The sequence below is a fragment of the Nitrospirillum amazonense genome, from assembly GCF_007828035.1.
In the GTDB taxonomy this organism is placed as follows: Bacteria; Pseudomonadota; Alphaproteobacteria; order Azospirillales; family Azospirillaceae; genus Nitrospirillum; species Nitrospirillum amazonense.
The window spans coordinates 1-23,069 of the sequence record NZ_VITV01000018.1; the positions used below are offsets into that span (position 1 = coordinate 1).

A 23,069-nucleotide genomic window follows, 5' to 3' on the forward strand; every position below is an offset into this window, starting at 1 on the left:
ATCGTGATGCCGCGCGCCTTCTCTTCCGGCGCCTTGTCGATCTGGTCGTACGCGGTGAACGTCGCGCCACCGGTCTCAGCCAGCACCTTCGTGATTGCAGCCGTCAGCGACGTCTTGCCATGGTCAACGTGACCGATCGTGCCGATGTTGCAGTGCGGCTTGGTGCGTTCGAATTTCGCCTTGGCCATGGTCTTATCCGCCTTTGCCTGACAGTCTGAAGTTAAGCTTTAGGATTTCGCGTGGAGCTTCGTACTGGAGCGGGTGAGGGGAATCGAACCCCCGTCGTAAGCTTGGAAGGCTTCTGCTCTACCATTGAGCTACACCCGCCTAAGTCTCTGCCGCTCCATACCCCGGAACTGCTTCGCGCACGCGGGGAGCCAGTAAACCCACCCCTCATCACTGGGGGGCGGTTTTACCGGCAAAGTGGTGGAAGGGGTAGGATTCGAACCTACGTACGCTAACGCGGGCAGATTTACAGTCTGCTGCCTTTAACCACTCGGCCACCCTTCCGTCGCCGCGTGTCCGACCGGGGTCGAAAACGGTGGACAGGTGGGTAGGCGTTTCGACCCCCTCCTGTCAACGGGGAAATGTTGGTCGAACGAAAAGACTTGGCGGCAACCGTGCCATGCCTTGCGGAAAGCAGTGGCAACCCTGCACCGCTTGGCGCTAAGGATGGCACCATGAAGCGATCTGGATTTTCCAATCAGGGTGGTTCCCGCGCCGGCGGCAACGGCCCCTCCTCCCCCAATTCCCCCCGCCCGCCCCGCGATGGCGGTCGTCCGGGTGCGTCCACGCCGCGCGTCCAGGGTGAGCGCCCGCGCGCGCAGGATGGGCGTCTGGACGGCGCCAAGAAGACCACAGCCCCCAAAGCCACGCCCAAGCCCGGCATGCTCTACGGCCAGCACCCCGTCGTGGCGGCCTGGACCAATCCCGAGCGGCGCTGCAAGGCCCTGCTGGCCACGCCGGCGGGGCTGGAGCTGATAGCCGAGGCCTTCGCCCAGGCCAAGGCCGCCGGCCTCGCACGGCCCGAGCCCACGGTGGTGGAGCGCGAGGCGCTGGACCGCCTGCTGCCGGCCGGCGCCGTGCACCAGGGCCTGGTGCTGGACGCCAGCCCCCTGCCCGAGCTTGACATCGCCGACGTCGCCCGCGCCTGCGGGGAGACGGATATGGTGGTGGTGCTGGACCAGGTGACCGATCCGCACAACGTGGGCGCCATCCTGCGCTCCGCCGCCGCCTTCGGCGCCAAGGCCGTCATCGTCCAGGACCGGCACGCGCCGGAAGTGACGGGCGTGCTGGCCAAGACGGCCTCGGGCGCCCTGGAAGTGGTCCCCCTGGTGCGGGTCACCAACCTGTCCCGGGCCCTGACCGAATTGCAGGACGGCGGATTCTTCTGCGTCGGCCTGGCCGAATCGGGGCCGAAGCCCCTGCACGCACTGGATTTTCCGGGCCGCGTGGCCGTCGTCATGGGTTCGGAGGGCGATGGACTGCGCCGCTTGACCATGGAACGCTGCGACGCGCTGGCCCATCTACCGACCCGGCCCCCCATCGGCAGCCTGAATGTGTCGAACGCGGCCGCCGTGGCGCTTTACGAGGTCGCACGGCGACGCTAAGGTCTGCCCGCGTTCGACACCCCGGGCTGCCCCGGGGTCCTGGGAGCCGGCTTAGCTCAGTTGGTAGAGCAACCGCCTTGTAAGCGGTAGGTCGCGAGTTCAAGTCTCGCAGCCGGCACCAGTTTCAGGCTTCCCACTCCCAGATGCCGGATGGCCGCCTGCGTGGTCTTGGCCGATCCCCGGTTTCCGGTCCGCTACGCTTCACCTGATCACATACGGCTTGTGCCCCAGATCCAGCCCGACATTGCCCTCGGGCACGTCGTTGAAGCTGCGGTAATGGGTGCCGGGGCCACCGACATATTCGGCCAGCGCGTCGTCGTTCACGTAGTAGACCGCCTGGGAGCGGTAGATGTAGTAGCCGTCCCGACTGATGGAGACGGTCAGCATCAGCTCGGTCGAGGTCTCCTCCACCGTGGCGCGGGCGGTGTCCAGCGCCACGCCGCCGGCTGCCGCCGTGATCCCCCAGGGCATGGCGTCCAGCATAAGCTTGCCCACGGCGACACCGGCACCGAGGGCCGTCAGTGGGCCGGGCACGGTGTGGTTGGCGTTGGTGAACTTGGGATGGGCGATGGCGTTGGCGTCGATGGCCACCGCCACCACGTCGGGCTTGGGCTCCATGGCCACGGCGTGGCCGTTCTGGACGAAGGCCGTGGTCAGCGCCTGCTGGAAGGCGTCGGCGAAGGTGGTGTCGCTGTGCCGCGTCAGGTAGATCTGCACCGGCGGTTTTTGCCCCGTCTGCTCCTGCAGATAGGCGGAAACTGCCGAGGCCACGTCCTTGGCCACGATCACCCAATGGGCCGCCGTCTCCATCTTGTACTGCGGCGGCGTCAGAAAGGCGGCCGCCATGGGCCGCTCCGAACAGCCGGACACCAAGCCGCCCGCCAGCAGCAGGCCACCGAGCGCCGCCACAGGCAGGGCGCGCAGGTGGGGGGAAAGGCGGGACCGAAGCGCGGCGCGGGGCATGGGGCTATTCATCTCTGGCGTCTCGATTCTTGGGGGAGGAGCCGCCACCGGGCGGTCCCCCACCAGTCACAAGAGCAAACCACGTGCCAGGTTTATGCTTGGTTGCCCGCGCCCCGCCCCGGCCGTCACACCCGCGGCGTGACGATGGCCCTAAGTCACGCCGGCGGCGTGACGGCAGTCTCGGGTCACGCCGGGGGCGTGACGATGGTCAGCGCGGTATCATCACCCTTGGCGCGTTCCGCGTCGGGGGCCTGGCCAAGGACCTGGAAGCATAGCGTTTCGGCGATGTTGGTCGCGTGGTCGCCGATACGCTCCAGGTTCTTCGCGGCGAACATCAGATGGGTGCAGGCGGTGATGCGCTGCGGCGCTTCCATCATATAGGTCAGCAGTTCGCGGAACAGGGCGGTATAGGCCAGATCCACCTCGTTGTCCGCCTCGCGCACGGCCAGCGCCGCCGCCGCGTCGGCATCGGCGTAGGCCGTCACCACCCGGGTCAGCATGTCGTTGGCCGCATCGCCGATGCGGCGCAGCGAGCGGGTCAGCTCCACCTCCGGCATCTGGTTCAGGGCGAGCGAGCGCTTGGCCACGTTGGCCGCGAAGTCACCGATGCGTTCCAGGTTGTTGGCAATCTTCAACGCCGCCACCACCTCGCGCAGGTCACGGCCCACCGGGGCCCGCAGCGCCAGCAGCTTCAGCGTCTGGTTCTCGATCTGCTGCTCCAGGGCATCGACCTGGGCGTCATCGGCCATGACGGCCGCGGCCAGATCGCCGTCACGTTCCAGAGTCGCCTTCAAGGCCCGGCTCAGCTGTGTGGAAGCCAACCGCCCCATGTCCGTGATGGTGCGGTGCAGCTGGGCCAGTTCCTCGTCATAGGACGCCACGATATGGCCGGTCGACATTGGTTCTTGTTCCCTGAAAACGATAAACAGCGAAAACGACAAATGGCGGCATCCCGGCAGGGCCGATCCGGATCTTATAGGCCCCTGGCCTCCGATTCTGCCTTGGCCCCGCCATCCCTTTACCCGCCACGCGGATGCAGATTTACGACCTAGCTTGTCCAATGTGCCGCCAGCGTCAATGTTTTCTTAGCAAAGGGGTAGGATGTTTAGTTGTAACCAGCCCGAAAGAAATACAGACTGCCCGCAAATTTGTGATCGCTGCTGAGGGGCCCAATCGGGGCATGACACCGCACGAACTGATCGCCGTATTGGAAAAGCACGATCGCTGGCTGAAGCGGAAGACCGGCGGCGCGCGCGCCATGCTGCCCCTGGTCGATCTGCAGGGCGCCAGCTTCGTCGGCATGAACCTGCAATCGGCCAAGCTGTCGGGCGCCAACCTCACCGGCTGCGACTTCACCACCGCCAACCTCAGCATGGCCGACCTGTTCGCCGCCAAGCTGACCCGCGCCATCCTGATCAACGCCAACCTCTACCGCGCCGACCTGCGCGGCGCCCACATGCGCGGCGCCCGCCTGAAGGGCGCCATCCTGCGCGAGGCCGACTTGCGCGGCGGCGCGCTGCTGGACCGCCGGGGGCCCGGCCAGGTCAGCATGCAGCAGTCCGACCTGCGTGGCGCGGACATGGACGACGCCCTGCTGTCCAGCGCCAACCTGGCGGGCGCCGACCTCAGCGAGACCAGCATGGTGGGTGCCGACTGCTCAGGCGCGCAGCTGTCGGGCTGTAACCTGGCCAAGTCGGTGCTGAAGTCGGCCAACTTCACCAACTGCGACATGCGCGGCGTGAACCTGTCGGGCAGCAACCTGACGGGCGCCGTGCTGCGGGACTGCCGCCTGACCGGCGCCACCCTGGCCGGCGCGATCCTGATGAACGCCGACCTGACGGGGGCCAACCTGGACGGCGTGGACCTGACCGGCGTGGACACCACCGGCGCCAACCTGGCGCGCGGGTCGGAAAACTTCTCGGAGAAGATCCAGAAGGCGCTGGGCCACCATCGCACCTGGATTCTCAGCAACGGCGCCAAAGGCATCCGGGCGGAACTGGCGGCCGAAGACCTGAGCCACATCGACCTGAAGGGCGTGAACCTCAGCGGCGCCGACCTGAAGGGCGCCAAGATGGTGGGCGCCAAGCTGCGCGATTCCATGTTCATCATGTCGGACCTCGCCGGGGCCGACTTGCGCGGCGCCGACCTGACGGGCGCCACCCTGGATGGTGTCAGCCTGCGTGGCACCGACCTGACGGGCGCCAAACTGGACGGGGCCGAGATCGGCTCCGTCGACATCAAAGGGCCGGACGGCCGCCCCATCGGCCGGCTGTGGCCCGCCAACCTGGCCGACGCGCTGTTGCTGAAGGCCAGCCTGCAGCGCGCCAATCTGCGCAGCGCCAACCTGTCGGGCGCCGACCTGCGCGGCGCGGATCTGTCCGGCGCCAACCTGATCGACGCCAACCTGCGCGGCGCGCAGCTGGAGGGCGCCATCCTGGACGGCGCCGCCATGCCCGCCCAGATCGACGACGACGACGAATAAGCGCCGCCATCGGAGCGTTGCCCTACCACTGTAGTACAGGTGGGATGACGCCGCGGTCATCGCCGCGACGGGCTGCCACCTGCCGGTCCTGCGACCCCAGCGCGAATCGGCCATGCCCTGGAACCGATGCCTACCCGTACCATTTAAGGCGCGACGGCGCGCTAGTGCCTGTCATGAAGACGGTTATGATGGGCCCGGTTTCAGGATCGGCGGCTGAGGGAGGGAGTGCGATGCGACAGGTGACGGTGGCGGCCACCCAAACGTGGTGCGACTGGAACAAGGGGGGCAACATCGACCGGGTGGAGGCGCTGGTGCGCCGCGCCGCAGCCGAAGGCGCCCAGATCATCCTGCCGCAGGAACTGTTCGAGACGCCCTACTTCTGCATCAACCAGAAGGCCGCGCACTTCGCCCACGCCGCCCCGGCGGAGGGCCATCCCGTGCTGAGCCGCTTCACCGCCCTGGCCCGCGAGCTGCAGGTGGTCCTGCCCACCAGCTTTTTCGAGCGGGCGGGCAACGCCTATTTCAACTCCCTGGCCATGATCGACGCCGACGGCAGCATCCTGGGCATCTACCGCAAGAGCCATATCCCCGACGGCCCCGGCTATCAGGAGAAGTTCTACTTCAGCCCCGGCGACACCGGCTTCCAGGTCTACAGGACCCGCTACGCCACCATCGGCACGGCCATCTGCTGGGACCAGTGGTTCCCGGAGGCCGCGCGCATCATGGCCCTTCAGGGGGCGGAGATCCTGTTCTACCCCACCGCCATCGGGTCGGAGCCGCAAGACCCCACCCTGGACAGCCGCGACCACTGGCAGCGGGTGATGCAGGGGCACGCCGGCGCCAACCTGGTGCCGCTGGTGGCCAGCAACCGCGTGGGCACCGAGCCGGACGACGACCGGTCCATCACCTTCTACGGCTCCTCCTTCATCGCCGGCCCCAAGGGCGAGAAGGTGGCGGAAGCGAATCGCGAGGAGGAGACGGTGCTGACCGCGACCTTCGACTTGGACGAAATCGCGAAGGTCCGTTCCTCCTGGGGGGTGTTCCGCGACCGCCGGCCGGAGCTGTATGCGCCGCTGTTGACCCTGGATGGACGCACACGCAGGGGTTGACGGCAAATCGTTGCCAATTCAGTAGGCAAATGGCGCGTTAACCAACAATAACCATTACAAATGTGTCATGCATTGGCCTTAACTGCCGCATCCTCAGATAAATCCTTTTGCCAAGGGCGATTCTGCGATAAATGAGGGACGGCAGTTGTTAAATCGAGGTCAATACAAATGGGTGCTCAAAAGAGCTCTGTGACCGGTACCCTTGCGTCCGCGTACTCACTTTCCAAGCGTGGCGAGGGTCCCAATCCTATCGATATCCATGTCGGCAATCGCTTGCGCTTGCGCCGTACTTTGCTGGGCCTGAGCCAGGAAATCCTGGGTGAGGCCGTGGGCATCACGTTCCAGCAGCTGCAAAAGTACGAGCGGGGCATGAACCGCATCAGCGCCAGCCGGCTGTTCAACCTTTCCCAGGTGCTGGGCGTGCCCGTCGGGTACTTCTTCGAAGACCTGCCGGCGACCGAGCAGGCCACGCGCATCGCGCTGGGCAGCGAGGAAGGCGAGACCATGGCCCGGCGTGAGACGCTGGAGCTGGTGCGCGCCTACTACCGCGTGCCGGACGGTGCCGTGCGCCGCCGCGCCTTCGATCTGCTGAAGGCCCTGGGCGGTGACGTTCGGGAAGCCGAAGACGCCTAAAGCCTGAAAGCGTCACGTTTTTTCAGGTATAGTGCCGACCGCCGGATGGTCCCCATCCGGCGGTTGCCTTTTTGGGCCCCTCACCCGCGGATGCCAGAATGCCGCTGACCACCGAAGAGATCATCCTGGACCATGGTTTCCCGGGCACCCACCGGGCCGTGACCGTCCATCGCTTCGGCCCGGCAGACACCGACGCGGCCCCCCGCCCCAAGGCGTACATTCAGGCGGCCCTGCACGCCGACGAGATCCCCGGGCTGCTGGTGGCGCAGCACCTGCTGGCTCGGCTGAAGGCCGCCGACGCGGAAGGCCGCGTGCGGGGCGACATCATCCTGGTGCCCTACGCCAACCCCATCGGCCTGTCGCAAGCCGTGCTGGGCACGGCCATCGGCCGCTTCGCGCTGAGCAGCGGCGTCAACTTCAACCGCGATTTCCCCGATCTGGCCGCCCCGGTTGCCGACCAGGTGCTGGGCCGTCTGGGGTCTGACGCCGCCGCCAACGTGGCCCTGGTCCGCCGTGCCGCCCTGGCCGCCATCGCCGCCTGGGAAACGGCGACCGAGGCCGACAGCCTGCGCAAGACCTTGATGGGCCTGGCCATCGACGCCGACCTGGTGCTGGACCTGCATTGCGACAGCGAAGCCCTGGTCCACGCCTACACCGGCACCGAATCCTGGCCCGACGCCGCCGACGTGATGGCGGAGTTGGGCTGCCGCGCCGTTTTTCTGGCGCTGGAGTCGGGCGGCAATCCGTTCGACGAGGCCTGTTCCGGCCTGTGGTGGCGCCTGCGCAACCGCCTGACCGCCGGCCTGTCCGGCACGGTGCCCCCCCTGCCCGCCGCCTGCCTGGCCGCCACCATCGAGCTGCGCGGCCGCCGTGACGTGGATGACGCCCTGGCCGCCGCCGACGCGGCCGCGCTGGTGCGCGTGCTGACCCGGCGCGGCCTGCTGGCGGGTGACATAGGGGCCCCGCCCGCCCCCGCCTGCCAGGCGACGCCGCTGGCCGGGGTGGACCGCGTGCGGGCCCCCGTGGCCGGGGTGGTGCTCTACACTGTGGCGCTGGGCGACACCGTCACCGTGGGCCAGACGGTGGCGGAGGTGGTGGACCCCGTCACCGGCGCCCGCCACGCCGCCCGCGCCCGCACCCCGGGAATCGTCTGGGCAAGGGCGGAACAGCGCTACACCGCCGCCGGCGCCATCATCACCAGCATCGCCGGCGACCGCCCCCTGGCGGAAGAGGGCAGCGGGCTGTTGACCGCGCGATGACCTCGTCTGCGGTCCCCTTCCTGATAATGGCCCCCTTCCCCTTCACGCGGGCGGCCCTTGCCCCTGAACGCGCTTCCAAGGGAAACTGTTGCCGGGAGAAGACCCGCCGCGGGCGCGGCGGCCGATGAGTCAACGCGGGGATATCATGGTGCGGGGATTTCGGGCGGCGCTGGCCGCTTTCATGTTGGCTGGGCTGACGGCGGTACTGCCGGCGCCGGCCGACGCCGCCTGGTACACAGGGCGCAATGTCACGGTCGACCAAGCGGCCGATGATACGGTCATCGCCTTGGGGCGCAACGTCCAGCTGGATAGCACGGTGGCCGGCAGCGCCATCCTGATCAGCTCCACCGCCACGGTCAGCGGCACGGTGGCCGACAGCCTGATCGTGATGTCGGGCAGCACCACCCTGACGGGCCAGGTGGGCGGCGACGTCGTGCTGGTGGCCGGCAACATCGACATGCAGAAGGGTTCCGTCGTGTCCGGCGACGCCACCCTGCTGGGGGGCGAGGTCACGCTGAACGGCACGGTGGCCGGCGATGTGGCCGTCAAGGGCGGTGAGCTGACCGTGGCCGGCACCATCATGGGCGACGTCGATGCCACCTCCGGCAAGCTGATCCTGCAGCCCGGCGCCCACATCATGGGCGACGTCACCTTCAGCGGCGGCCACGCGCTGGAGCTGCCGGCCGGCGCCCATATCGAAGGCAAGGTGCAGTACAAGGGCGACGGTATGGAACGCCACCGCCACCGGGACCGGGATGAAGACGCCGACGCGGATGGCGGCAACGACACCCGCGGCCACCACCACAGCGGCTGGCACATCTGGATGCCCTGGTTCGGCGGCATCGGCATGATCAGCTTCGCCGTCGGCATGCTGCTGGTGGGCGCCGTGCTTTACATCCTGTTCCCCGGCGCCGTCACCAACGTGGCCGCCGGGATCGCAGGCGATCCCGGCCCGGCGGCGGTGAAGGGCCTGGTGCTGCTGGTCCTGGTGCCGCTGTTCAGCCTGTTCTGCCTGATCACCATCATCGGCATCCCCGTGGCCCTGGTGCTGGGCTTCGCCTATGTCCTGGCCCTGATGGTGGCGATGCCGCTGGCCGGCTTCGCCTTGGCCGACATGGTGACCCAACGGCGCGGCCCGCCGGTCAGCCCGGGGGACCGCATCCGCCGCTATGCCCTGGTGGTGTTGATCCTGGCCGTGCTGCAGCTGATCCCCTTCGTGGGCGGGCTGGTGAAGTTCGGCCTGCTGATGATGGGCCTGGGTGGCCTGGTCAGCCACCTGCGCCGCCGTGGGCCGGTGGCGGCTTACTGAACCGCCACCGCATTAGGGCATTGATGCGGGCGGCCGTGGTCCATCCCAGCCCGCAGCGCCTGTCCCTCCGCCAGGATGTCGGACAGGCGCACCTGGCCCAGCGCTGCCTCCAGCGCCGCGCTGGCTTGGTCCATGGCACCGGTGATGGCCTGGTTGGCCAAATGCTCCACCGGGCACGCCGCGTGGTCGTCGCTGGGGCCGATGGTGAAGACCGACGCCGTCTCCAGCGCCTGGTGCACATCCAACAGGGTGAGCTCCTCCAAGCGCCGCGTCAGGCGCCAACCGCCGCGGGGCCCCTTTTCCGAGGTGACGTAGCCCCGGTCGCGCAGGCCCGCCATGGTCCGGCGCACCACCACGGGGTTGGTGTTCAGCATGCGCGCAATGGTTTCGGACGTGGCCACCCCATCGTGAAAGGCCATGTGGACCAGGACATGCGCCATGCGCGCCAATCGCGAATCCCTGCTCACAGCCCCTAACCTTTCCTGGTGACGGCCCAGCCTAGCGGCCCCTGCCATCATTCGCAACTGTCACAGTGGCGTGTTCCTTGACAGGCTGAATCGAATCGTAATAGTCGAAGTTACGTTTGATTCAGCTGGAGCCTCCCCCATGCGTTACGATGTCCTCATCATTGGCGGCAGCTTCGCCGGCCTGTCGGCGGCCTTGCAGCTGGGCCGCGCCCGCCGCCGCGTGCTGGTGATCGATGCCGGCCAGCGCCGCAACCGCTTCGCCACCGCGTCCCACGGTTTCCTGGGCCAGGACGGCGTGCCCCCCGGCCAGATCATCGCCACGGCGCGTGAACAGCTGGCGCGCTATGCCACGGTGGAGATCCGCGATGGCGCGGCCCTCGGCGTGACGGGGGACGAACAGGGTTTCGTGGTGGGGACCGACGGCGGCCCCGTCGCCGGCCGGCGCCTGATCCTGGCAGGTGGCGTCACCGACACCCTGCCCGAGGTGCCGGGCCTGGCGGAGCGTTGGGGCAAACACGTCTTCCACTGCCCCTACTGCCATGGCTATGAGCTGAACCAGGGCCCCATTGGCGTGCTGGCAACGGGGCCCATGTCCCTGCACCACGCCCAGATGCTGACTGACTGGGGCCCCACCACCCTGTTCCTGAATGGCGCCTTCGAGCCCGACGCCGACCAGTTGGCCGACCTCGCGCGTCGCGGCGTGACGGTGGAACGCACGCCCGTGGCCGGCTTCTTCGGTGAGGCCGCCGACATCCGGCTGGCCGACGGACGCACCGTCCCCTTGGCCGGCGTCTTCACCCTGGCCCAGACCCGCCTCACCGGCCCGCTAGCCGCCGAATTGGGCGTGGACGTCGAGGAGGGGCCGCTGGGCCAGTGCATCCAGGTGGACGCCATGCAACAGACCAGCGTCGCCGGCGTCTTCGCCTGCGGCGACGCGGCCCGCCTGGCGGGCTCGGTGGCCCTGGCAGTGGCCAGCGGCACCATGGCCGGCGTGGCCACCCATCGCTCGCTGATCTTCACAGCGTAACGTTTTGGACCGCCTCTCCGGACGGGGCGGGCGGCGAACCGAGGAGCGGCGGGCGGATGCGCCGCTATCCTCAGTACAGCGCCCGCTTGCCGGGCGGGCGGCGCGGCAACGTCGTTTCCCGGCGCAGGGTGGCGTAGGCGACGGCGATCTGCGCGGCCACGCCGGCGTTGTTCAGCAGCAGGGCGCGGTTGGCCACCAGGCTGGCGCCTTCGGTCAGCTGCTCCAGGCGGGACAGCAGGAAGGGCGTCAGCTCCTTGCCGCGCACGCCCTGCCCCCCGGCCTCCGCCACCGCCAAGCGGATGGCCTGCTCGATGGCCTCGGCATCCAGGGCCGCCTCTTCCGGGATGGGCACGGCGATGATGGCGCCGCCGCTGAGGCCCAGCTGCCATTTGGCGCGCAGGATGCGGGCAACATCGTCCGCCGAATCACAGCGGCTGTCGACCGGCAGGTTGCACTGGGCGGTGTAGAAGGCGGGGAAGTTGTCGGTGCCGTAGCCGACCACCGGCACGCCCCGCGTCTCCAGGTACTCCAGGGTTTTGGGCAGGTCCAGGATGGCCTTGGCGCCGGCGCAGACCACGGCCACGTCGGTGCGGGCCAGCTCCTCCAGATCGGCGGAGATGTCCAAGGTCGTCTCCGCCCCCCGGTGCACGCCGCCGATGCCGCCGGTGGCGAAGACGGAAATGCCGGCCAGGCGCGCGGCGATCATGGTCGCGGCCACGGTGGTGGCGCCGTCGCCGCCGGCCGCCAGCACCAGCGGCAGGTCGCGCCGGCTCACCTTGCGAATGTCGCCGGCGGCCAGGCGCTCAAAATCCTCCGCCTCCAGGCCGATGCGGATGCGGCCGTCCAGGATGGCGATGGTGGCGGGAACGGCGCCGTGGGCCCGCACCGTCGCCTCCATGGCCTTGGCGGCCTCGATATTGGCGGGGTAGGGCAGCCCGTGGCTGATCACCGTGGATTCCAGGGCCACGACGGCGCGCCCGGCCTTGATGGCGGCCGCGATCTCCCCCTTGATCACGCAATAGTCCAGCATGCCCGCCCCCTTTGTCGATGCCCTCAAGCGCCGGGCGCGGCCATCCGGCCGCTTGGCTTCCTCAGTTTCCAGTCCGCTACGCTCCCCGGAAACTTCCGGCGGATGCAGTCGCATCCTAGCAGCGGCAGGCGAAAAGTCTCATGCCGCCGCAGGTGCCTTGATGCCCTCAAGCGCCGGGCGCGGCCATCCGGCCGCTTGGCTTCCTCAGTAGCATGAGCGCGTTACAGTACCGCCGCCAGGCGTCGGATCAATTCGGCGGCACCGGCCGCCGCCGCCTGGCAGAAGGCGGGGAAATCCATGTGGCTGTCGGCCCCGGCCAGGTCGCTGAGGCTGCGCACCACCAGGTAGGGCACGCCCCAGCGTGTCGCCACCTGCGCCACCGACGCGCCCTCCATCTCCACCGCCTGGGCCGCGAAGGTGCGGAACAGCCGGTCGCGCGAGGTCTCGCAGTTCAGGAACTGGTCGCCCGTCAGCACGGTTCCGAAATGGATGCCGGGCACCCGCGCCTCCCCGCCCGTGGCCTCCGCCGACAGGGCGGGCAGCGTCAGGCCGTCCAGGGCCGCACGGGCCTTGGCCTCGAGACCCTTGTCCAGCTCATAGCCGTGCGCCTCGTCGAAGCCCGGCAGGGGCGGCACCCCCGGCTGGTAGACCTTCAGCTCGCCATGCGCCAGGGCGCCGTAGTCATGCTGCACCAGGCGGGTCGCCACCACCACGTCGCCGATGGCCAGGGCTGGGTCCACGCCGCCGGCCACGCCGGAGAACAGCAGGGCGCGGGCGCCGAACACCTGCAGCAGCAGGGTGGAGACGACGGCGGCGTTGACCTTGCCGATTCCCGCCTCCACCAGCACCACCTGGCGGCCGTCCATGCTGCCCCGCTGGAAGGTGAAGCCGGCGATGACGCGCGTCTCCTCGGCCTGGAAATGCGCGCCGAAATGGGCGATTTCCTCCGGGATGGCGCAAATCAGCCCCAGCGGGCCGTCCTTCTGCTCGGTCATGTCGGACTTGATCCCCTTATTCGCACAGGAGGCCGGCAGCATCCTCTTGGGCGCCGGGCCTGAACCTCATATATCCTGAGGACATGCCGCCTGTCGCGCTCTTCCCTGAACCAGAGTTGTTGCCTGCCAACATCGCGGGCTGGTTCGCCCATCGCGGCTGGACCCCGCACGCCCATCAGCTGGAGATGCTGCGTGCCGCCCAGCGGGGGGACCATACCCTGCTGATCGCCCCCACCGGCGGCGGCAAGACGCTGGCGGGATTCCTGCCCAGCCTGATCGACCTGTCGGAACGCCCGCGCGAGGGGCTGCACACACTCTACATCTCCCCCCTCAAGGCGCTGGCGGTGGATATCGCCCGCAACCTGGAACAGCCGGTGGCGGAGCTGCGCCTGCCCATCCGGGTGGAAACGCGTACCGGCGACACGCCGGAGGCCAAACGCCGCCGCCAGCGCGCCCACCCGCCGCAGATCCTGATGACCACGGTGGAAAGCCTGGCGCTGCTGCTGTCGTATCCGGAGGCGGCGACGCTGTTCGGCACCCTGCGCACCGTCATCGTGGATGAGCTGCACGCGCTGGCCGGCAGTAAGCGCGGCGACCTACTGTCGCTGCACCTGGCGCGGCTGGCCAGCCTGGCGCCGGGCGCCCGCCGCGTCGGCCTATCGGCCACGGTGGCCCACCCCCAGGCCCTGGCCGACTATCTGGCCCTGCCCAACCACCCGCTAGCCCCCTCAACGCCCGTGAAAATCGTGCGCGGCGCGCCGGGCGCCCCAGCGGAGGTGGGCATCCTGCTGACCATGGAGATCCCCTGGGGTGGGCATATGGCGCTGCAGACCATGCCGGACGTGTATGAGCAGGTGAAGGCCTGCGGCACCACCCTGATCTTCGTCAACACCCGCGCCCAGGCCGAGCTGGTGTTCCAGGAACTGTGGCGGGTGAACGCCGACGCCCTGCCCATCGCCCTGCACCACGGCAGCCTATCGACCGAGCAGCGCCGCAAGGTCGAGGCGGCCATGGCACGAGGCGCCCTGCGCGCCGTGGTCGCCACCAGTTCGCTGGACCTGGGCATCGACTGGGCCGCCGTGGACCTGGTGGTGCAGATCGGCGCGCCCAAGGGCGTCAGCCGACTGCTGCAGCGCATCGGCCGCGCCAACCACCGCATCGACCTGACCTCCCGCGCCCTGCTCGTTCCCGCCAACCGGTTCGAGGTGCTGGAGTGCAGAGCCGCCATCGACGCCGTTCACGCCGGCACCCTGGACGGCGACCCGCCACGCCCCGGCGGGCTGGAGGTGCTGGCCCAGCACGTGGTGGGCACCGCCTGCGCCGGGCCCTTCGACGCCGACCACCTGTTCGCCGAGGTCACCAGCTGCGCGCCTTATGCCCATCTGACTCGGGAGCGGTTCGAGCAGGTGATGGATTTCGTCGCCACCGGCGGCTATGCCCTGCGCGCCTATGAACGCTTCCAGCGCCTGCGCCGGCGCGAGGATGGGCTGTGGCAGCTGGCCAACTATCAGGTGGCGCGGCAATACCGCCTGAACGTCGGCACCATCGTGGAAGAGCCGACGGTCAAGGTGCGGATGTCCAATGGCGGGTCCATCGGCGATGTGGAGGAATATTTCATCCAGGGCCTGGTGCCGGGCGATACCTTCATCTTCGGCGGCCAGCTGCTGCGTTTCGTCGGCATGCGCGACAACGCCGCCATCGTGGTCAAGGGCGGCCAGGGCCAGCCCAAGGTGCCGGTCTATGCCGGCGGCCGCCTGCCGCTGACCACCCACCTGGCCGACAGGGTGCGCGCCATGCTGGCCGACCCCAGCCAATGGCGCGACCTGCCGGCGGAGGTGGCGGAGTGGCTGCGCATCCAGCGTTATGTCTCAGCATTGCCCGACCGCACCGGCCTGCTGGTGGAAACCTTCCCGCGCGGCGGCAAGGAGTTCCTGGTGGCCTACACCTTCGAGGGCCGCAACGCCCACCAGACCCTGGGCATGCTGCTGACGCGCCGCATGGAAAGGCTAGGCCTGCACCCGCTGGGCTTCGTCGCCACCGACTATGTGCTGGCCATCTGGTCGCTGAGCACCGCCACCGACATGGACGCTCTGTTCGCCGAGGACATGCTGGGCGACGACCTGGAGGAATGGATGGACGAGTCCAGCATGCTGCGCCGGACCTTCCAGACCGTGGCCACCATCGCCGGCACCCTGGAGCGCCGCCATCCCGGGGAGGAAAAGACCAAGCGCCAGATGACGGTCAGCGCCGACCTGATCTACGACGTGCTGCGCCGCCACGACCCCGGCCACCTGCTGCTGCAGGCCACCCGGGCCGAGGCCGCCGCCGGCCTGACCGACGTGCGCCGCCTGGCCGACATGCTGGCCCGCGTGAAGGGGCACATCCGTCACATGGCGCTGGACCGTATCTCGCCCCTGGCGGTGCCGGTGCTGCTGGAGATCGGCCGTGTCATGGTGGGCGGCCGGGCGGACGAGGTGCTGTTGCAGGAGGCGGCCGAAGATCTGGCGGCGGAAGCGCTGCCTAAATCCATGCGCCAGGGCCAGGGCCTGTTGCCGTTTTGAAGCTCCAGACGCCAAAACGGCGCGGGATCGCTCCCGCGCCGTCTGGAAAAGCGCCGCCGCCTGCGTCAGCCCGCGTTGGACGGATGGGTGTCGTAGGCGTCCATGACGCGGGTGGTGTAGACCAGTGCGGCACCAGCGCCGATGGCTACCGCCACACCCAGGGCCTCGGCGATTTCCTCCTTGGTGGCACCATTCTTGATGGCGGCGTCGGTATGGACGGTGATACAGCCGTCGCACTTGACGCTCACGGCCACGGCCAGCGCGATCAGCTCGCGGGTCTTGGCGTCCAGGTGGTTGGTGTGCTGGCCGGCGCCGCTGATGGTGACGTAGCCCTTCACCGTGTCGGGGCTGAGCTTGGCATAGGCACCGACGCCGGCGCCAATCTGCTGACGATACTGGTTCCAATCGAGCATCATGATCTGCTTCCTTTCATCCGCGGGGCGCTGTCGGGTGAGGCGCCGTCCGGTGTGCGTTTCGATGAGTGAAAGGTAGCCCCGAGCCGCACGCCGCTGAATGCCCGGGCGGATCAAGGTCATGACCGGCAGGATCAACGTTGGCTGGGTGAAGCAAAGTCGATGGACGACGATCGCAACGATGTGCTGAGCACGCTGGCCCCCCTGATCCAGGTGCGCCCGCAGGTAGAGCAGCACTGCCTGTTCGGCCCCGGCTGGTCGGCCCCGCACGGGCGGGAAGCCTTCGGTCTGGCGCCCTTCCACATCGTCACGGCGGGCAAGGCCCAGGTGCTGCTGCCCGACCTGGACCGGACCCTGGACATGAGCGATGGCGATGTCCTGTTGTTGCCCCACGGCGCGCGGCACACGGTGCGCACCGCCGGCGCGCCGGCCGACGCCACAACAAGACTGGAGCGTCACGACAACGGCGTGGTGGAGGTGCGGCGGACCAGCGACCTGTCCGGCGGGGCGTCTCCGGCCCCGGCCCTGGACCTGATCTGCGGGCGATTCGCCTTTGAACGGGTGGCCGACAACCCGCTGCTGGCCCTGTTGCCGGAAGCGGTGCACCTGCGCGGTGGCGGACCGCGCCTGGCCCGGCTGGTGGAAACCATCCGGGACGAGGTGGCCGCCCCACGCCCCGGCGCCCGTGCCATCGCCACCGACCTGGCCCGCGCGCTGTTCACCATGATCTTGCGCGGACATCTGGAGGATCACGGTGAGGGCATGGAGGTGGCGGGATTGCTGGCTCGACCGGCGACGGCCCGCGTGGTGGCCGCCCTGGTGGGGGATCCCGCTCGGCCTTGGACCCTGGATGACTTGGCGGACCAGGCCCATTTGTCCCGCGCCAGCCTGGTGCGCGCCTTCCGTGCCGCCGGTGCCCCCGCCCCCCTGGCCTTCCTGGCCCAGGTGCGCATGACGCTGGCCGTGCGCCACCTGGTGGCCGAGGGGCTGTCGCTGGCTGAAACGGCGGCCCGCGTGGGCTATGAATCGGAAAGCGCGTTCAGCCGCGCCTTCAAACGCCACTACAATGCCGCCCCCGGGGATTACCGGGACGCAGCGCGGGCCTGACCAGTTGGGGACCTTTTACGCATGAACGCCCGTTTCGGCACCGGCAGCACCGGCGACCAGACCAGCCTGACCTTGAATGGCGCCGTGGTGCTGGCCGACGCTAGCGGTGCCCTGTTCTGGCCGGACCGGGGCTTGCTGGTGGTGGCCGACCTGCACCTGGAAAAGGGCACGGCCTTCGCCGGCCGCGGCACCCTGTTGCCCCCCTATGACACCGCCGCAACGCTAGCCCGGCTGGAGGCGGTCTGCCGCCGCTTGGCGCCGCGGCGCGTGCTGTGCCTGGGTGACAGCTTTCACGACCGGCGCGCGGGCGCCCGCGTCTCGGCCGACGACGGGCGGCGCCTGGCGGCGCTGATCCAGGCCCATGAGTGGCTGTGGGTGGTGGGCAACCACGACCCGGCCCCGCCGCCGGACTGGGGCGGTCAAGTGGTGGACGACTGGGTGGAAGGGCCCCTGGTGTTCCGGCACGAGGCCCAGGATGTCACGGCGGCCGGTGAAATCTCAGGCCATTACCATCCCAAGGCCAGCGTCCCCACCCGGGCGCGGCGGGTGGGAGGACGTTGCTTCGTCACCGACGGCCACCGCCTGGTGCTGCCAGCCTTCGGCGCCTACACCGGCGGGCTGGACGTGCGCGAGGCGGCGTTGCGCCGCCTGTTTCCCGGTGCCTTCAGCATCGTGCTGCTGCACCGGGATCGCGGCTACGCCTTCCATTCGACCCATATCCTGGGAGCCGACCTGGCGGATACCGGCACATATTGACGGGGCCCCCAAAAAGGAAACGGGCGGCCCGGGGATGGGGGGACCCGGGCCGCCCTTAGGTCGTCCGCTGAACGCGCTTTGGGGGGTGCGCAGCCAGGCCGGGATGGGGGAACCGGTACACTGGATCATCGAGCGGACACTGTTTCAAATAGGATCCCTTCTGGGAAAAACAAGCACGCCAATACATCAGTATAGGGTGGGGAATAGATTTCGCCGGGGGTGATCCACCGGATGGACGGGTACGTATCTTACGTCATATGCGGTTCGTCCTGCGGCGTTCCGTCCAACATCCTGTCAAAACCCGCGCCAGCCCCACGGCTGTCCCCGAATGCCGCCTTTTTTCTTGCCCGCTATTGTAGCGCTCACACCACGCCGGGCCGCCGGCGCATGCCTGTCATCTGCAGAAATGCTAGGGTTCGCCTGATGTCCGCCGTCCCGAAGTCGCCCGTCATCGTCTGGTTCCGTCAGGATCTGCGCCTGGCCGACAACCCCGCGCTGGGCCATGCCGCCCAATCCGGCAGGCCGGTGCTACCGGCCTACATCCTGGACGACCACACCCCGGGACCGTGGGCGCCGGGGGGCGCCTCGCGCTGGTGGCTGCACCAAAGCCTGGCGGCCCTGTCCGGGGCGCTGGCCGGCCTGGGCTGCCCCCTCATCCTGCGACGGGGCCGGCCGGACGTGGCGCTGCGCGCCCTGGTACGCGAGACGGGGGCGGAGGCCGTGGTGTGGAACCGCTGCTATGAGCCGCACGCCATCGCCCGCGACAGCATGCTGAAGGCCGACCTGAAGGCCGAGGGCATCGCCGTCGACAGCTTCAATGCCGCTCTGCTGGCGGAACCGTGGACGGTGAAGACCGGCACGGGCGGCCCCTACAAGGTGTTCACCCCGTTCTGGAAGGCTGTGCGGGAGGGATTGGACCCGGGGCAGCCCGAGCCCGCGCCCCGGCATCTGACCACCCTGCCCACGCCACCGGACAGCGACCGGCTGGCAGACTGGGGCCTACTTCCGACCAAGCCGGACTGGGCGGGGGGCCTGCGCGACAGCTGGACACCCGGCGAGGCGGGCGCGCAACAGCGTCTGGCGGATTTCCTGGCCCGCGCCGTGGCACGCTACCCGGAGGGACGCGACTACCCGGCGCAGCCGCTGACGTCCCGCCTGTCCCCCCATCTGCACCACGGGGAGATTTCCCCCCGCCAGATCTGGGCAGCGGCCCAGGCCCAGGCCAAGACCCAGGGTAATGACGGCGTGGACTCGTTCTTGCGCGAACTGGGGTGGCGCGAGTTCTGCCACCATCTGCTCTACCACTTCCCCTTCCTGCCTGAGCGTCCCTTGAATCCGAAGTTCGAGGCCTTCACCTGGGATGACAACGCCGGCCATCTGGCGGCGTGGCAACGCGGCCTCACGGGCTACCCCATCGTCGACGCCGGGATGCGCGAACTGTGGGCCACCGGCTGGATGCACAACCGGGTGCGCATGGTGGTCGGGTCCTTTCTGGTGAAGCACCTGCTGCTGCCCTGGACGGCCGGCCAGGCCTGGTTCTGGGACACGCTGGTGGACGCGGACCTGGCCAACAACGCCGCCGGCTGGCAATGGATCGCCGGCTGCGGCGCCGACGCCGCCCCCTATTTCCGCGTGTTCAACACGGTGCTGCAGGGGGAGAAGTTCGACGCCACGGGAGACTATGTGCGCCGCTGGGTGCCCGAGCTGGCGGGCCTGCCCGACCGCGTGCTGCACCAGCCCTGGACCGCCGATCCCATCACCCTGCGGGCGGCGGGCGTGCGCCTCGGCCACGACTATCCCTACCCCGTGGTGGAGCACAAGGCGGCGCGGCAGCGGGCGCTGGACGCCTTCGCGGCGATCAGGGACGACAACGATTGACCTCTGGGGTTAAATGCCGATGCGAGATCAGATGGATGACCAGGGACCCGCGAACGACGCGGGCAGCGGGAGCGCGGGTATGAAGATCGCCGTCATCGGCGCCGGCATCACGGGCATGAGCTGCGCCTGGCTGTTGGCGCGGCAGGGCCATGACGTGACCCTGTTCGAGCAGAACAGCTATCTGGGCGGCCACTCCAACACGGTGGACGTGCCCGGCCGCGGCGCCCATCCCATGCCTGTGGACACCGGCTTCATCGTCTACAATGCCGCGACATATCCAAACCTCGTGGCCTTGTTCGAGCATCTGGACGTGCCCACCCAGGCGTCCGATATGTCCTTCGCCGTCACCCTGGACCGGGGCAAGCTGGAATATTCCGGCACGAACCTGGCCGGCATGTTCGCGCAAAAGCGCAACCTGCTGTCGCCCACCTATCACCTGATGCTGCGCGACATCCTGCGCTTCTACAAGACGGCCCCGGCGCTGCTGGACCAGCCCTCGGCCGCCGCCATGACGCTGGGCGAATACCTGGTGGCACAACGCTATGGCCATCGCTTCATCTACGACCACCTGCTGCCCATGGGTGCCGCCATCTGGTCCTCCACCATCGGGGAGATGCTGTCCTTCCCGGTGCAAAGCTTCGTGCGCTTCTTCTGCAACCACGGCCTGCTGAAGCTGAAAGAACGGCCGCAGTGGCGCACGGTCACGGGCGGCAGCCGCGCCTATGTCACCCGCCTGACCCGGTCGCTGGAAGGCCGGCTGCACACCGGCCGGGCCATCGTCGCCCTGCGGCGTTCCGGCACCGCCGTGCACATCCAGGATTCCCAGGGGTGGAGCGGCAGCTATGACCACGTCGTGCTGGCAACCCACGCCGACCAGGCCCTGGCCATGCTGCTGGATCCGTCGGAGGAGGAGCGGCGCATCCTGGGCGCCTTCCGCTACCAGATGAACCGGGCAGTGCTGCACCGCGACCCGCTGCTGATGCCACGGCGCGCCAAGGCCTGGTCCAGCTGGAACTACAGCGCCCATTCCACCCGGGACCGCGACGCCAAGGTGTCCGTCACCTATTGGATGAATTTGCTGCAGGGGCTGGACAAGCGCGTGCCCCTGTTCGTCACCCTGAACCCCATCACCGAACCGCGTCCGTCGCTGAAGGTGCGGGAGTTCATCTACGACCACCCGCTGTTCGACCTGGCCGCCGTGACGGCGCAGCAGGAACTGGGCCTGATCCAGGGGATCCGCCGCACCTGGTTCTGCGGCGCCTATTGCGGCTATGGCTTTCATGAGGACGGCCTGTCCGCCGGCCTCGCCGTGGCGGAGTCGCTGGGCGCCCAGCGGCCGTGGCAAGTGACCGACGCCTCTCCCGCCGGGCGCAACGCCCGCCCGCCGGGCAGTGCCCGCCTGGCGGCGGCGGGATAAGGCGGATGGTCCTGGTCCGCACGCGCATGAAGCGAATTACCACCCCGGCCTGATCCTCAGGCCGGGCCGTTGGCGTTCGCCCCATCCTTCGCGGTTCCCAAGGACATCATCCCATGACATCCCCCACCCCCATGCTGCACCTGGTGTGCGGCAAGATCGCCGCCGGCAAGTCCACGCTCACCGCGGCCCTGGCGGCGGCGCCCGGCACCATCCTGCTGAGCGAGGACCACTGGCTGGCACGCTTGTATCCAGAGGAACTGGCCAGCGTCGCCGACTACATCCGGCTCAGCGCCCGCTTGCGTCAGGTCGTGGGCCCGCACACCGTGGCCTTGCTGCGGGCCGGGCTGTCGGTGGTGCTGGACTTCCCCGCCAACACGCCCGGCTTGCGCCTATGGATGCGCGGCCTGTTCGATGAGGCGGGCGCCGCCCACACCTTGCATTACCTGGAGGTGCCCGATGAGGTCTGCCGCCAGCGCCTGCGCGCCCGCAACGCCGCTGGCGGCCACGACTTCGCCGCCACCGACGCGGAGTTCGACGCCATCACCCGCTACTTCGTCCCACCAGATGAGGCGGAAGGGTTCATGATTGTACGCTACCCGTAAACTCAGCCCGCCAGGAAATCTGCGATGGCCCGGCCCAGGTCGGGCTTGGTCACGGCGCTCATATGGTCGCCGGGGATTTCGACGTAGCGGGCGTTGGGCAGGGCCGCGACCAAGTCGGACGCGGAGCCGTTGTCCTGGTCCTGGGCGCCGGCGGTGACGAGGATGGGCAGGTCCAGGCCGGCCAGCACGCCCGGCGGGGTGTCGACGAAGGTCTCTAGGATGTTCAGCAGGGCGACGGGGTCGCCACCGACCGTCTTCAGGAAGGCCTCCGCCATCCATTCCGGCGTGCCGCGCTCGAAGGTGCCCAGGTTGGTCAGGATGCGGCGGAAATGCTCCCCCCGGCCGGCGGTGTGGGTCAGGCCGGCCAGGCCCATGCCGGCGCAGATGGCCCGGGCCGGGGTGGCGCCGCGCGCCAGCATGCGCATGGTGGTGCGCCCGCCCAGGGAATAGCCGCCCAGGTCATAGTCGGTCAGGCCCAGATGCTCCACCAGCGCCAGACCGTCGTCGGCCAGCACGTCAGGCGGGTAGGCCGAGATCTCATGCGGCTTGGCGCTGTCACCGTGGGCCCGCAGGTCCGGCATGATGACACGGTAGCCGCGCTCCGCGATGCGGGCGGCGTGACCGTATTTCAGCCAGTTGACCGTGGCGGTGGAGAAATAGCCATGGATCAGCACCAGCGGCCGGCCTTGACCCAGTTCGCGGTAGGCCAGGCGCTGGCCATCGCGGCCGAAGAAATGCTGAACAGTGATGTCGGAGGGGGCCACGGGCATGCATCCGGCGTTGGAGGAACCTTGCCCCCAAGCTATCGCCAGGTCACGGGATTGGAAAAGTCTTCCGCCGCCTAACGGCCGAGCGCCTTGCGCATGCCCCACGCGGCCAGCTGGGTGCCGCAGCCCATGGTCATCAGCCGGGGGCCTTGGCGCTGATAGCCCATGGCTTCATAAAACCCCACTGCGTTCATGGATGAGGTGAGGCAGAGGGCGCCGGCGCCCCGGTCGCGCGCCAGGGTTTCGATCTCTTCCAGCAGGCGGCGGCCGGTGCCCTTGGCGGCCACGGGATCGACATAGACGGCCCGCACCTCGGCGCTGTAGAGCGCGGAGAAGCCGACCACGCGGCCCGCCTGCTCCGCCACCAGCACGTGCTCCCCCCACTCCGTCATGGCGGCGCGGTAGTCTGCGGCATCACGGCCGCCCAGAAGGGCGATGAGTTGTTCTGGCGAGTAATGTCCGGCGCAGAAAGCATGGACGGAGCGGATATGGACCTGCCGAATGGCCTCGGCGTCGTCGGCCTCCCCAGCCCGGATCACCGGCGTCGGGGCATCAAGGGGGGGTGTGCGTATGCTCGACCGGTACATGCCGCCCAATTCTATCCTCGCCCAAGGGCTTCGGCAGCGCCCGTCCAGCACCTGGAACAGTCGCGGTCATTTCAAAGGAAACGTGCGCCACCCGGGT

Annotated in this window: 22 protein-coding genes and 3 tRNA genes; 14 read left to right on the plus strand and 11 right to left on the minus strand. The window is 68.9% G+C overall.

Features of this window, described 5'->3' with window-relative positions; genetic code table 11:
• From FBZ87_RS27555 to FBZ87_RS27565, 3 genes are all read right to left on the minus strand, one after another.
• On the minus strand, positions 1 to 188 hold a 188-nt coding region (locus FBZ87_RS27555; protein WP_246134455.1), incomplete at its 3' end, for a GTP-binding protein.
• A gap of 65 nt (positions 189 to 253) precedes the next feature.
• A tRNA-Gly gene (locus FBZ87_RS27560) sits at positions 254 to 327 on the minus strand.
• 97 nt (positions 328 to 424) lie between these two features.
• Positions 425 to 510: transfer RNA gene (locus FBZ87_RS27565), tRNA-Tyr, on the minus strand.
• Positions 511 to 680: 170 nt separating this feature from the next.
• Between FBZ87_RS27565 and rlmB the strand changes: the two genes are divergently transcribed.
• Both rlmB and FBZ87_RS27575 read left to right on the plus strand, forming a co-directional pair.
• Positions 681 to 1,610 carry a 23S rRNA (guanosine(2251)-2'-O)-methyltransferase RlmB gene (gene rlmB, locus FBZ87_RS27570; RefSeq protein WP_145613789.1) on the plus strand — a complete coding sequence of 310 codons (930 nt, stop codon included), beginning with the start codon at positions 681 to 683 and terminating at the stop codon, positions 1,608 to 1,610.
• A 45-nt stretch (positions 1,611 to 1,655) separates the two neighbouring features.
• A tRNA-Thr gene (locus tag FBZ87_RS27575) sits at positions 1,656 to 1,731 on the plus strand.
• A gap of 80 nt (positions 1,732 to 1,811) precedes the next feature.
• Here FBZ87_RS27575 and FBZ87_RS27580 read toward each other — a convergent pair.
• Both FBZ87_RS27580 and phoU read right to left on the minus strand, forming a co-directional pair.
• The gene (locus tag FBZ87_RS27580) at positions 1,812 to 2,573 is read right to left on the minus strand and encodes a hypothetical protein (RefSeq protein WP_145613790.1); all 762 of its coding nucleotides are present in this window, start codon (positions 2,571 to 2,573) and stop codon (positions 1,812 to 1,814) included.
• Between the two features lie 185 nt (positions 2,574 to 2,758).
• Complete coding sequence (gene phoU, locus FBZ87_RS27585; protein WP_145613791.1) at positions 2,759 to 3,472, minus strand: phosphate signaling complex protein PhoU; 714 nt, start codon at positions 3,470 to 3,472, stop codon at positions 2,759 to 2,761.
• 281 nt (positions 3,473 to 3,753) lie between these two features.
• Between phoU and FBZ87_RS27590 the strand changes: the two genes are divergently transcribed.
• From FBZ87_RS27590 to FBZ87_RS27610, 5 genes are all read left to right on the plus strand, one after another.
• Complete coding sequence (locus FBZ87_RS27590; protein ID WP_145613792.1) at positions 3,754 to 5,055, plus strand: pentapeptide repeat-containing protein; 1,302 nt, start codon at positions 3,754 to 3,756, stop codon at positions 5,053 to 5,055.
• Between the two features lie 230 nt (positions 5,056 to 5,285).
• Positions 5,286 to 6,164 carry an N-carbamoylputrescine amidase gene (aguB, locus tag FBZ87_RS27595; protein WP_145613793.1) on the plus strand — a complete coding sequence of 293 codons (879 nt, stop codon included), beginning with the start codon at positions 5,286 to 5,288 and terminating at the stop codon, positions 6,162 to 6,164.
• Between the two features lie 168 nt (positions 6,165 to 6,332).
• On the plus strand, positions 6,333 to 6,797 hold the full coding sequence (locus FBZ87_RS27600; protein ID WP_040848567.1) for a helix-turn-helix domain-containing protein: 465 nt from the start codon (positions 6,333 to 6,335) through the stop codon (positions 6,795 to 6,797).
• 98 nt (positions 6,798 to 6,895) lie between these two features.
• On the plus strand, positions 6,896 to 8,056 hold the full coding sequence (locus FBZ87_RS27605; protein ID WP_145613794.1) for a succinylglutamate desuccinylase/aspartoacylase family protein: 1,161 nt from the start codon (positions 6,896 to 6,898) through the stop codon (positions 8,054 to 8,056).
• A gap of 145 nt (positions 8,057 to 8,201) precedes the next feature.
• Positions 8,202 to 9,365 (plus strand): bactofilin family protein, encoded by a 1,164-nt coding sequence (locus tag FBZ87_RS27610; RefSeq protein ID WP_186455030.1) that lies wholly within the window; start codon positions 8,202 to 8,204, stop codon positions 9,363 to 9,365.
• On the opposite strand, the gene FBZ87_RS27615 is transcribed toward FBZ87_RS27610, so the two are convergent.
• Positions 9,359 to 9,832, minus strand: coding sequence for an Rrf2 family transcriptional regulator (locus FBZ87_RS27615; RefSeq protein ID WP_145613796.1), 474 nt, complete (start codon positions 9,830 to 9,832; stop codon positions 9,359 to 9,361). The two genes, FBZ87_RS27610 and FBZ87_RS27615, sit on opposite strands and share 7 nt — an antisense overlap.
• Before the next feature lie 139 nt (positions 9,833 to 9,971).
• On the opposite strand from FBZ87_RS27615, the gene FBZ87_RS27620 reads away from it, so the two are divergent.
• The gene (locus tag FBZ87_RS27620; RefSeq protein ID WP_145613797.1) at positions 9,972 to 10,859 is read left to right on the plus strand and encodes an NAD(P)/FAD-dependent oxidoreductase; all 888 of its coding nucleotides are present in this window, start codon (positions 9,972 to 9,974) and stop codon (positions 10,857 to 10,859) included.
• A 70-nt stretch (positions 10,860 to 10,929) separates the two neighbouring features.
• Here FBZ87_RS27620 and FBZ87_RS27625 read toward each other — a convergent pair whose 3' ends face one another.
• Together FBZ87_RS27625 and FBZ87_RS27630 are read right to left on the minus strand one after the other, a co-directional pair.
• On the minus strand, positions 10,930 to 11,889 hold the full coding sequence (locus FBZ87_RS27625; protein ID WP_145613798.1) for a pseudouridine-5'-phosphate glycosidase: 960 nt from the start codon (positions 11,887 to 11,889) through the stop codon (positions 10,930 to 10,932).
• A 221-nt stretch (positions 11,890 to 12,110) separates the two neighbouring features.
• Positions 12,111 to 12,884: a 5'-methylthioadenosine/adenosylhomocysteine nucleosidase gene (locus tag FBZ87_RS27630; RefSeq protein ID WP_186455031.1), complete on the minus strand. Its 774-nt coding sequence runs from the start codon at positions 12,882 to 12,884 to the stop codon at positions 12,111 to 12,113.
• A gap of 83 nt (positions 12,885 to 12,967) precedes the next feature.
• Here FBZ87_RS27630 and FBZ87_RS27635 point away from each other — a divergent pair, with 83 nt between their 5' ends.
• Positions 12,968 to 15,445 (plus strand): ligase-associated DNA damage response DEXH box helicase, encoded by a 2,478-nt coding sequence (locus FBZ87_RS27635; RefSeq protein WP_145613800.1) that lies wholly within the window; start codon positions 12,968 to 12,970, stop codon positions 15,443 to 15,445.
• Between the two features lie 65 nt (positions 15,446 to 15,510).
• Here FBZ87_RS27635 and FBZ87_RS27640 read toward each other — a convergent pair whose 3' ends face one another.
• Complete coding sequence (locus tag FBZ87_RS27640; RefSeq protein WP_425465746.1) at positions 15,511 to 15,861, minus strand: carboxymuconolactone decarboxylase family protein; 351 nt, start codon at positions 15,859 to 15,861, stop codon at positions 15,511 to 15,513.
• Between the two features lie 159 nt (positions 15,862 to 16,020).
• Between FBZ87_RS27640 and FBZ87_RS27645 the strand changes: the two genes are divergently transcribed.
• The 5 genes from FBZ87_RS27645 to FBZ87_RS27665 all read left to right on the plus strand — a co-directional run bounded on the left by FBZ87_RS27645 (position 16,021) and on the right by FBZ87_RS27665 (position 21,618).
• Positions 16,021 to 16,965 carry an AraC family transcriptional regulator gene (locus FBZ87_RS27645; protein ID WP_145613801.1) on the plus strand — a complete coding sequence of 315 codons (945 nt, stop codon included), beginning with the start codon at positions 16,021 to 16,023 and terminating at the stop codon, positions 16,963 to 16,965.
• A 21-nt stretch (positions 16,966 to 16,986) separates the two neighbouring features.
• On the plus strand, positions 16,987 to 17,721 hold the full coding sequence (gene pdeM / locus FBZ87_RS27650; protein ID WP_145613802.1) for a ligase-associated DNA damage response endonuclease PdeM: 735 nt from the start codon (positions 16,987 to 16,989) through the stop codon (positions 17,719 to 17,721).
• Between the two features lie 423 nt (positions 17,722 to 18,144).
• Positions 18,145 to 19,599 carry a cryptochrome/photolyase family protein gene (locus FBZ87_RS27655; protein WP_145613803.1) on the plus strand — a complete coding sequence of 485 codons (1,455 nt, stop codon included), beginning with the start codon at positions 18,145 to 18,147 and terminating at the stop codon, positions 19,597 to 19,599.
• Between the two features lie 79 nt (positions 19,600 to 19,678).
• The gene (locus FBZ87_RS27660; RefSeq protein ID WP_145613804.1) at positions 19,679 to 21,016 is read left to right on the plus strand and encodes an NAD(P)/FAD-dependent oxidoreductase; all 1,338 of its coding nucleotides are present in this window, start codon (positions 19,679 to 19,681) and stop codon (positions 21,014 to 21,016) included.
• A 113-nt stretch (positions 21,017 to 21,129) separates the two neighbouring features.
• Positions 21,130 to 21,618, plus strand: coding sequence for a P-loop nucleotide/nucleoside kinase family protein (locus tag FBZ87_RS27665; RefSeq protein ID WP_145613805.1), 489 nt, complete (start codon positions 21,130 to 21,132; stop codon positions 21,616 to 21,618).
• Positions 21,619 to 21,620: 2 nt separating this feature from the next.
• On the opposite strand, the gene FBZ87_RS27670 is transcribed toward FBZ87_RS27665, so the two are convergent.
• Both FBZ87_RS27670 and FBZ87_RS27675 read right to left on the minus strand, forming a co-directional pair.
• Positions 21,621 to 22,388 carry an alpha/beta fold hydrolase gene (locus FBZ87_RS27670; protein WP_145613806.1) on the minus strand — a complete coding sequence of 256 codons (768 nt, stop codon included), beginning with the start codon at positions 22,386 to 22,388 and terminating at the stop codon, positions 21,621 to 21,623.
• Positions 22,389 to 22,459: 71 nt separating this feature from the next.
• Positions 22,460 to 22,972 carry a GNAT family N-acetyltransferase gene (locus FBZ87_RS27675; protein WP_145613807.1) on the minus strand — a complete coding sequence of 171 codons (513 nt, stop codon included), beginning with the start codon at positions 22,970 to 22,972 and terminating at the stop codon, positions 22,460 to 22,462.
• Positions 22,973 to 23,069 lie beyond the last annotated feature (97 nt).

Coding starts and splice junctions, on each gene's coding strand:
- aguB (WP_145613793.1), top strand. CDS start 5,286: ATGCGACAGGTGACGGTGGCGGCCACCCAAACGTGGTGCGACTGGAAC.
- rlmB (WP_145613789.1), top strand. CDS start 681: ATGAAGCGATCTGGATTTTCCAATCAGGGTGGTTCCCGCGCCGGCGGC.
- FBZ87_RS27645 (WP_145613801.1), top strand. CDS start 16,021: ATGGACGACGATCGCAACGATGTGCTGAGCACGCTGGCCCCCCTGATC.
- FBZ87_RS27630 (WP_186455031.1), bottom strand. CDS start 12,884: ATGACCGAGCAGAAGGACGGCCCGCTGGGGCTGATTTGCGCCATCCCG.
- FBZ87_RS27620 (WP_145613797.1), top strand. CDS start 9,972: ATGCGTTACGATGTCCTCATCATTGGCGGCAGCTTCGCCGGCCTGTCG.
- FBZ87_RS27675 (WP_145613807.1), bottom strand. CDS start 22,972: ATGTACCGGTCGAGCATACGCACACCCCCCCTTGATGCCCCGACGCCG.
- FBZ87_RS27580 (WP_145613790.1), bottom strand. CDS start 2,573: ATGCCCCGCGCCGCGCTTCGGTCCCGCCTTTCCCCCCACCTGCGCGCC.
- FBZ87_RS27600 (WP_040848567.1), top strand. CDS start 6,333: ATGGGTGCTCAAAAGAGCTCTGTGACCGGTACCCTTGCGTCCGCGTAC.
- FBZ87_RS27635 (WP_145613800.1), top strand. CDS start 12,968: ATGCCGCCTGTCGCGCTCTTCCCTGAACCAGAGTTGTTGCCTGCCAAC.
- FBZ87_RS27640 (WP_425465746.1), bottom strand. CDS start 15,861: ATGATGCTCGATTGGAACCAGTATCGTCAGCAGATTGGCGCCGGCGTC.
- FBZ87_RS27665 (WP_145613805.1), top strand. CDS start 21,130: ATGACATCCCCCACCCCCATGCTGCACCTGGTGTGCGGCAAGATCGCC.
- FBZ87_RS27660 (WP_145613804.1), top strand. CDS start 19,679: ATGAAGATCGCCGTCATCGGCGCCGGCATCACGGGCATGAGCTGCGCC.
- phoU (WP_145613791.1), bottom strand. CDS start 3,472: ATGTCGACCGGCCATATCGTGGCGTCCTATGACGAGGAACTGGCCCAG.
- FBZ87_RS27670 (WP_145613806.1), bottom strand. CDS start 22,388: ATGCCCGTGGCCCCCTCCGACATCACTGTTCAGCATTTCTTCGGCCGC.
- FBZ87_RS27605 (WP_145613794.1), top strand. CDS start 6,896: ATGCCGCTGACCACCGAAGAGATCATCCTGGACCATGGTTTCCCGGGC.
- pdeM (WP_145613802.1), top strand. CDS start 16,987: ATGAACGCCCGTTTCGGCACCGGCAGCACCGGCGACCAGACCAGCCTG.
- FBZ87_RS27610 (WP_186455030.1), top strand. CDS start 8,202: ATGGTGCGGGGATTTCGGGCGGCGCTGGCCGCTTTCATGTTGGCTGGG.
- FBZ87_RS27590 (WP_145613792.1), top strand. CDS start 3,754: ATGACACCGCACGAACTGATCGCCGTATTGGAAAAGCACGATCGCTGG.
- FBZ87_RS27655 (WP_145613803.1), top strand. CDS start 18,145: ATGTCCGCCGTCCCGAAGTCGCCCGTCATCGTCTGGTTCCGTCAGGAT.
- FBZ87_RS27625 (WP_145613798.1), bottom strand. CDS start 11,889: ATGCTGGACTATTGCGTGATCAAGGGGGAGATCGCGGCCGCCATCAAG.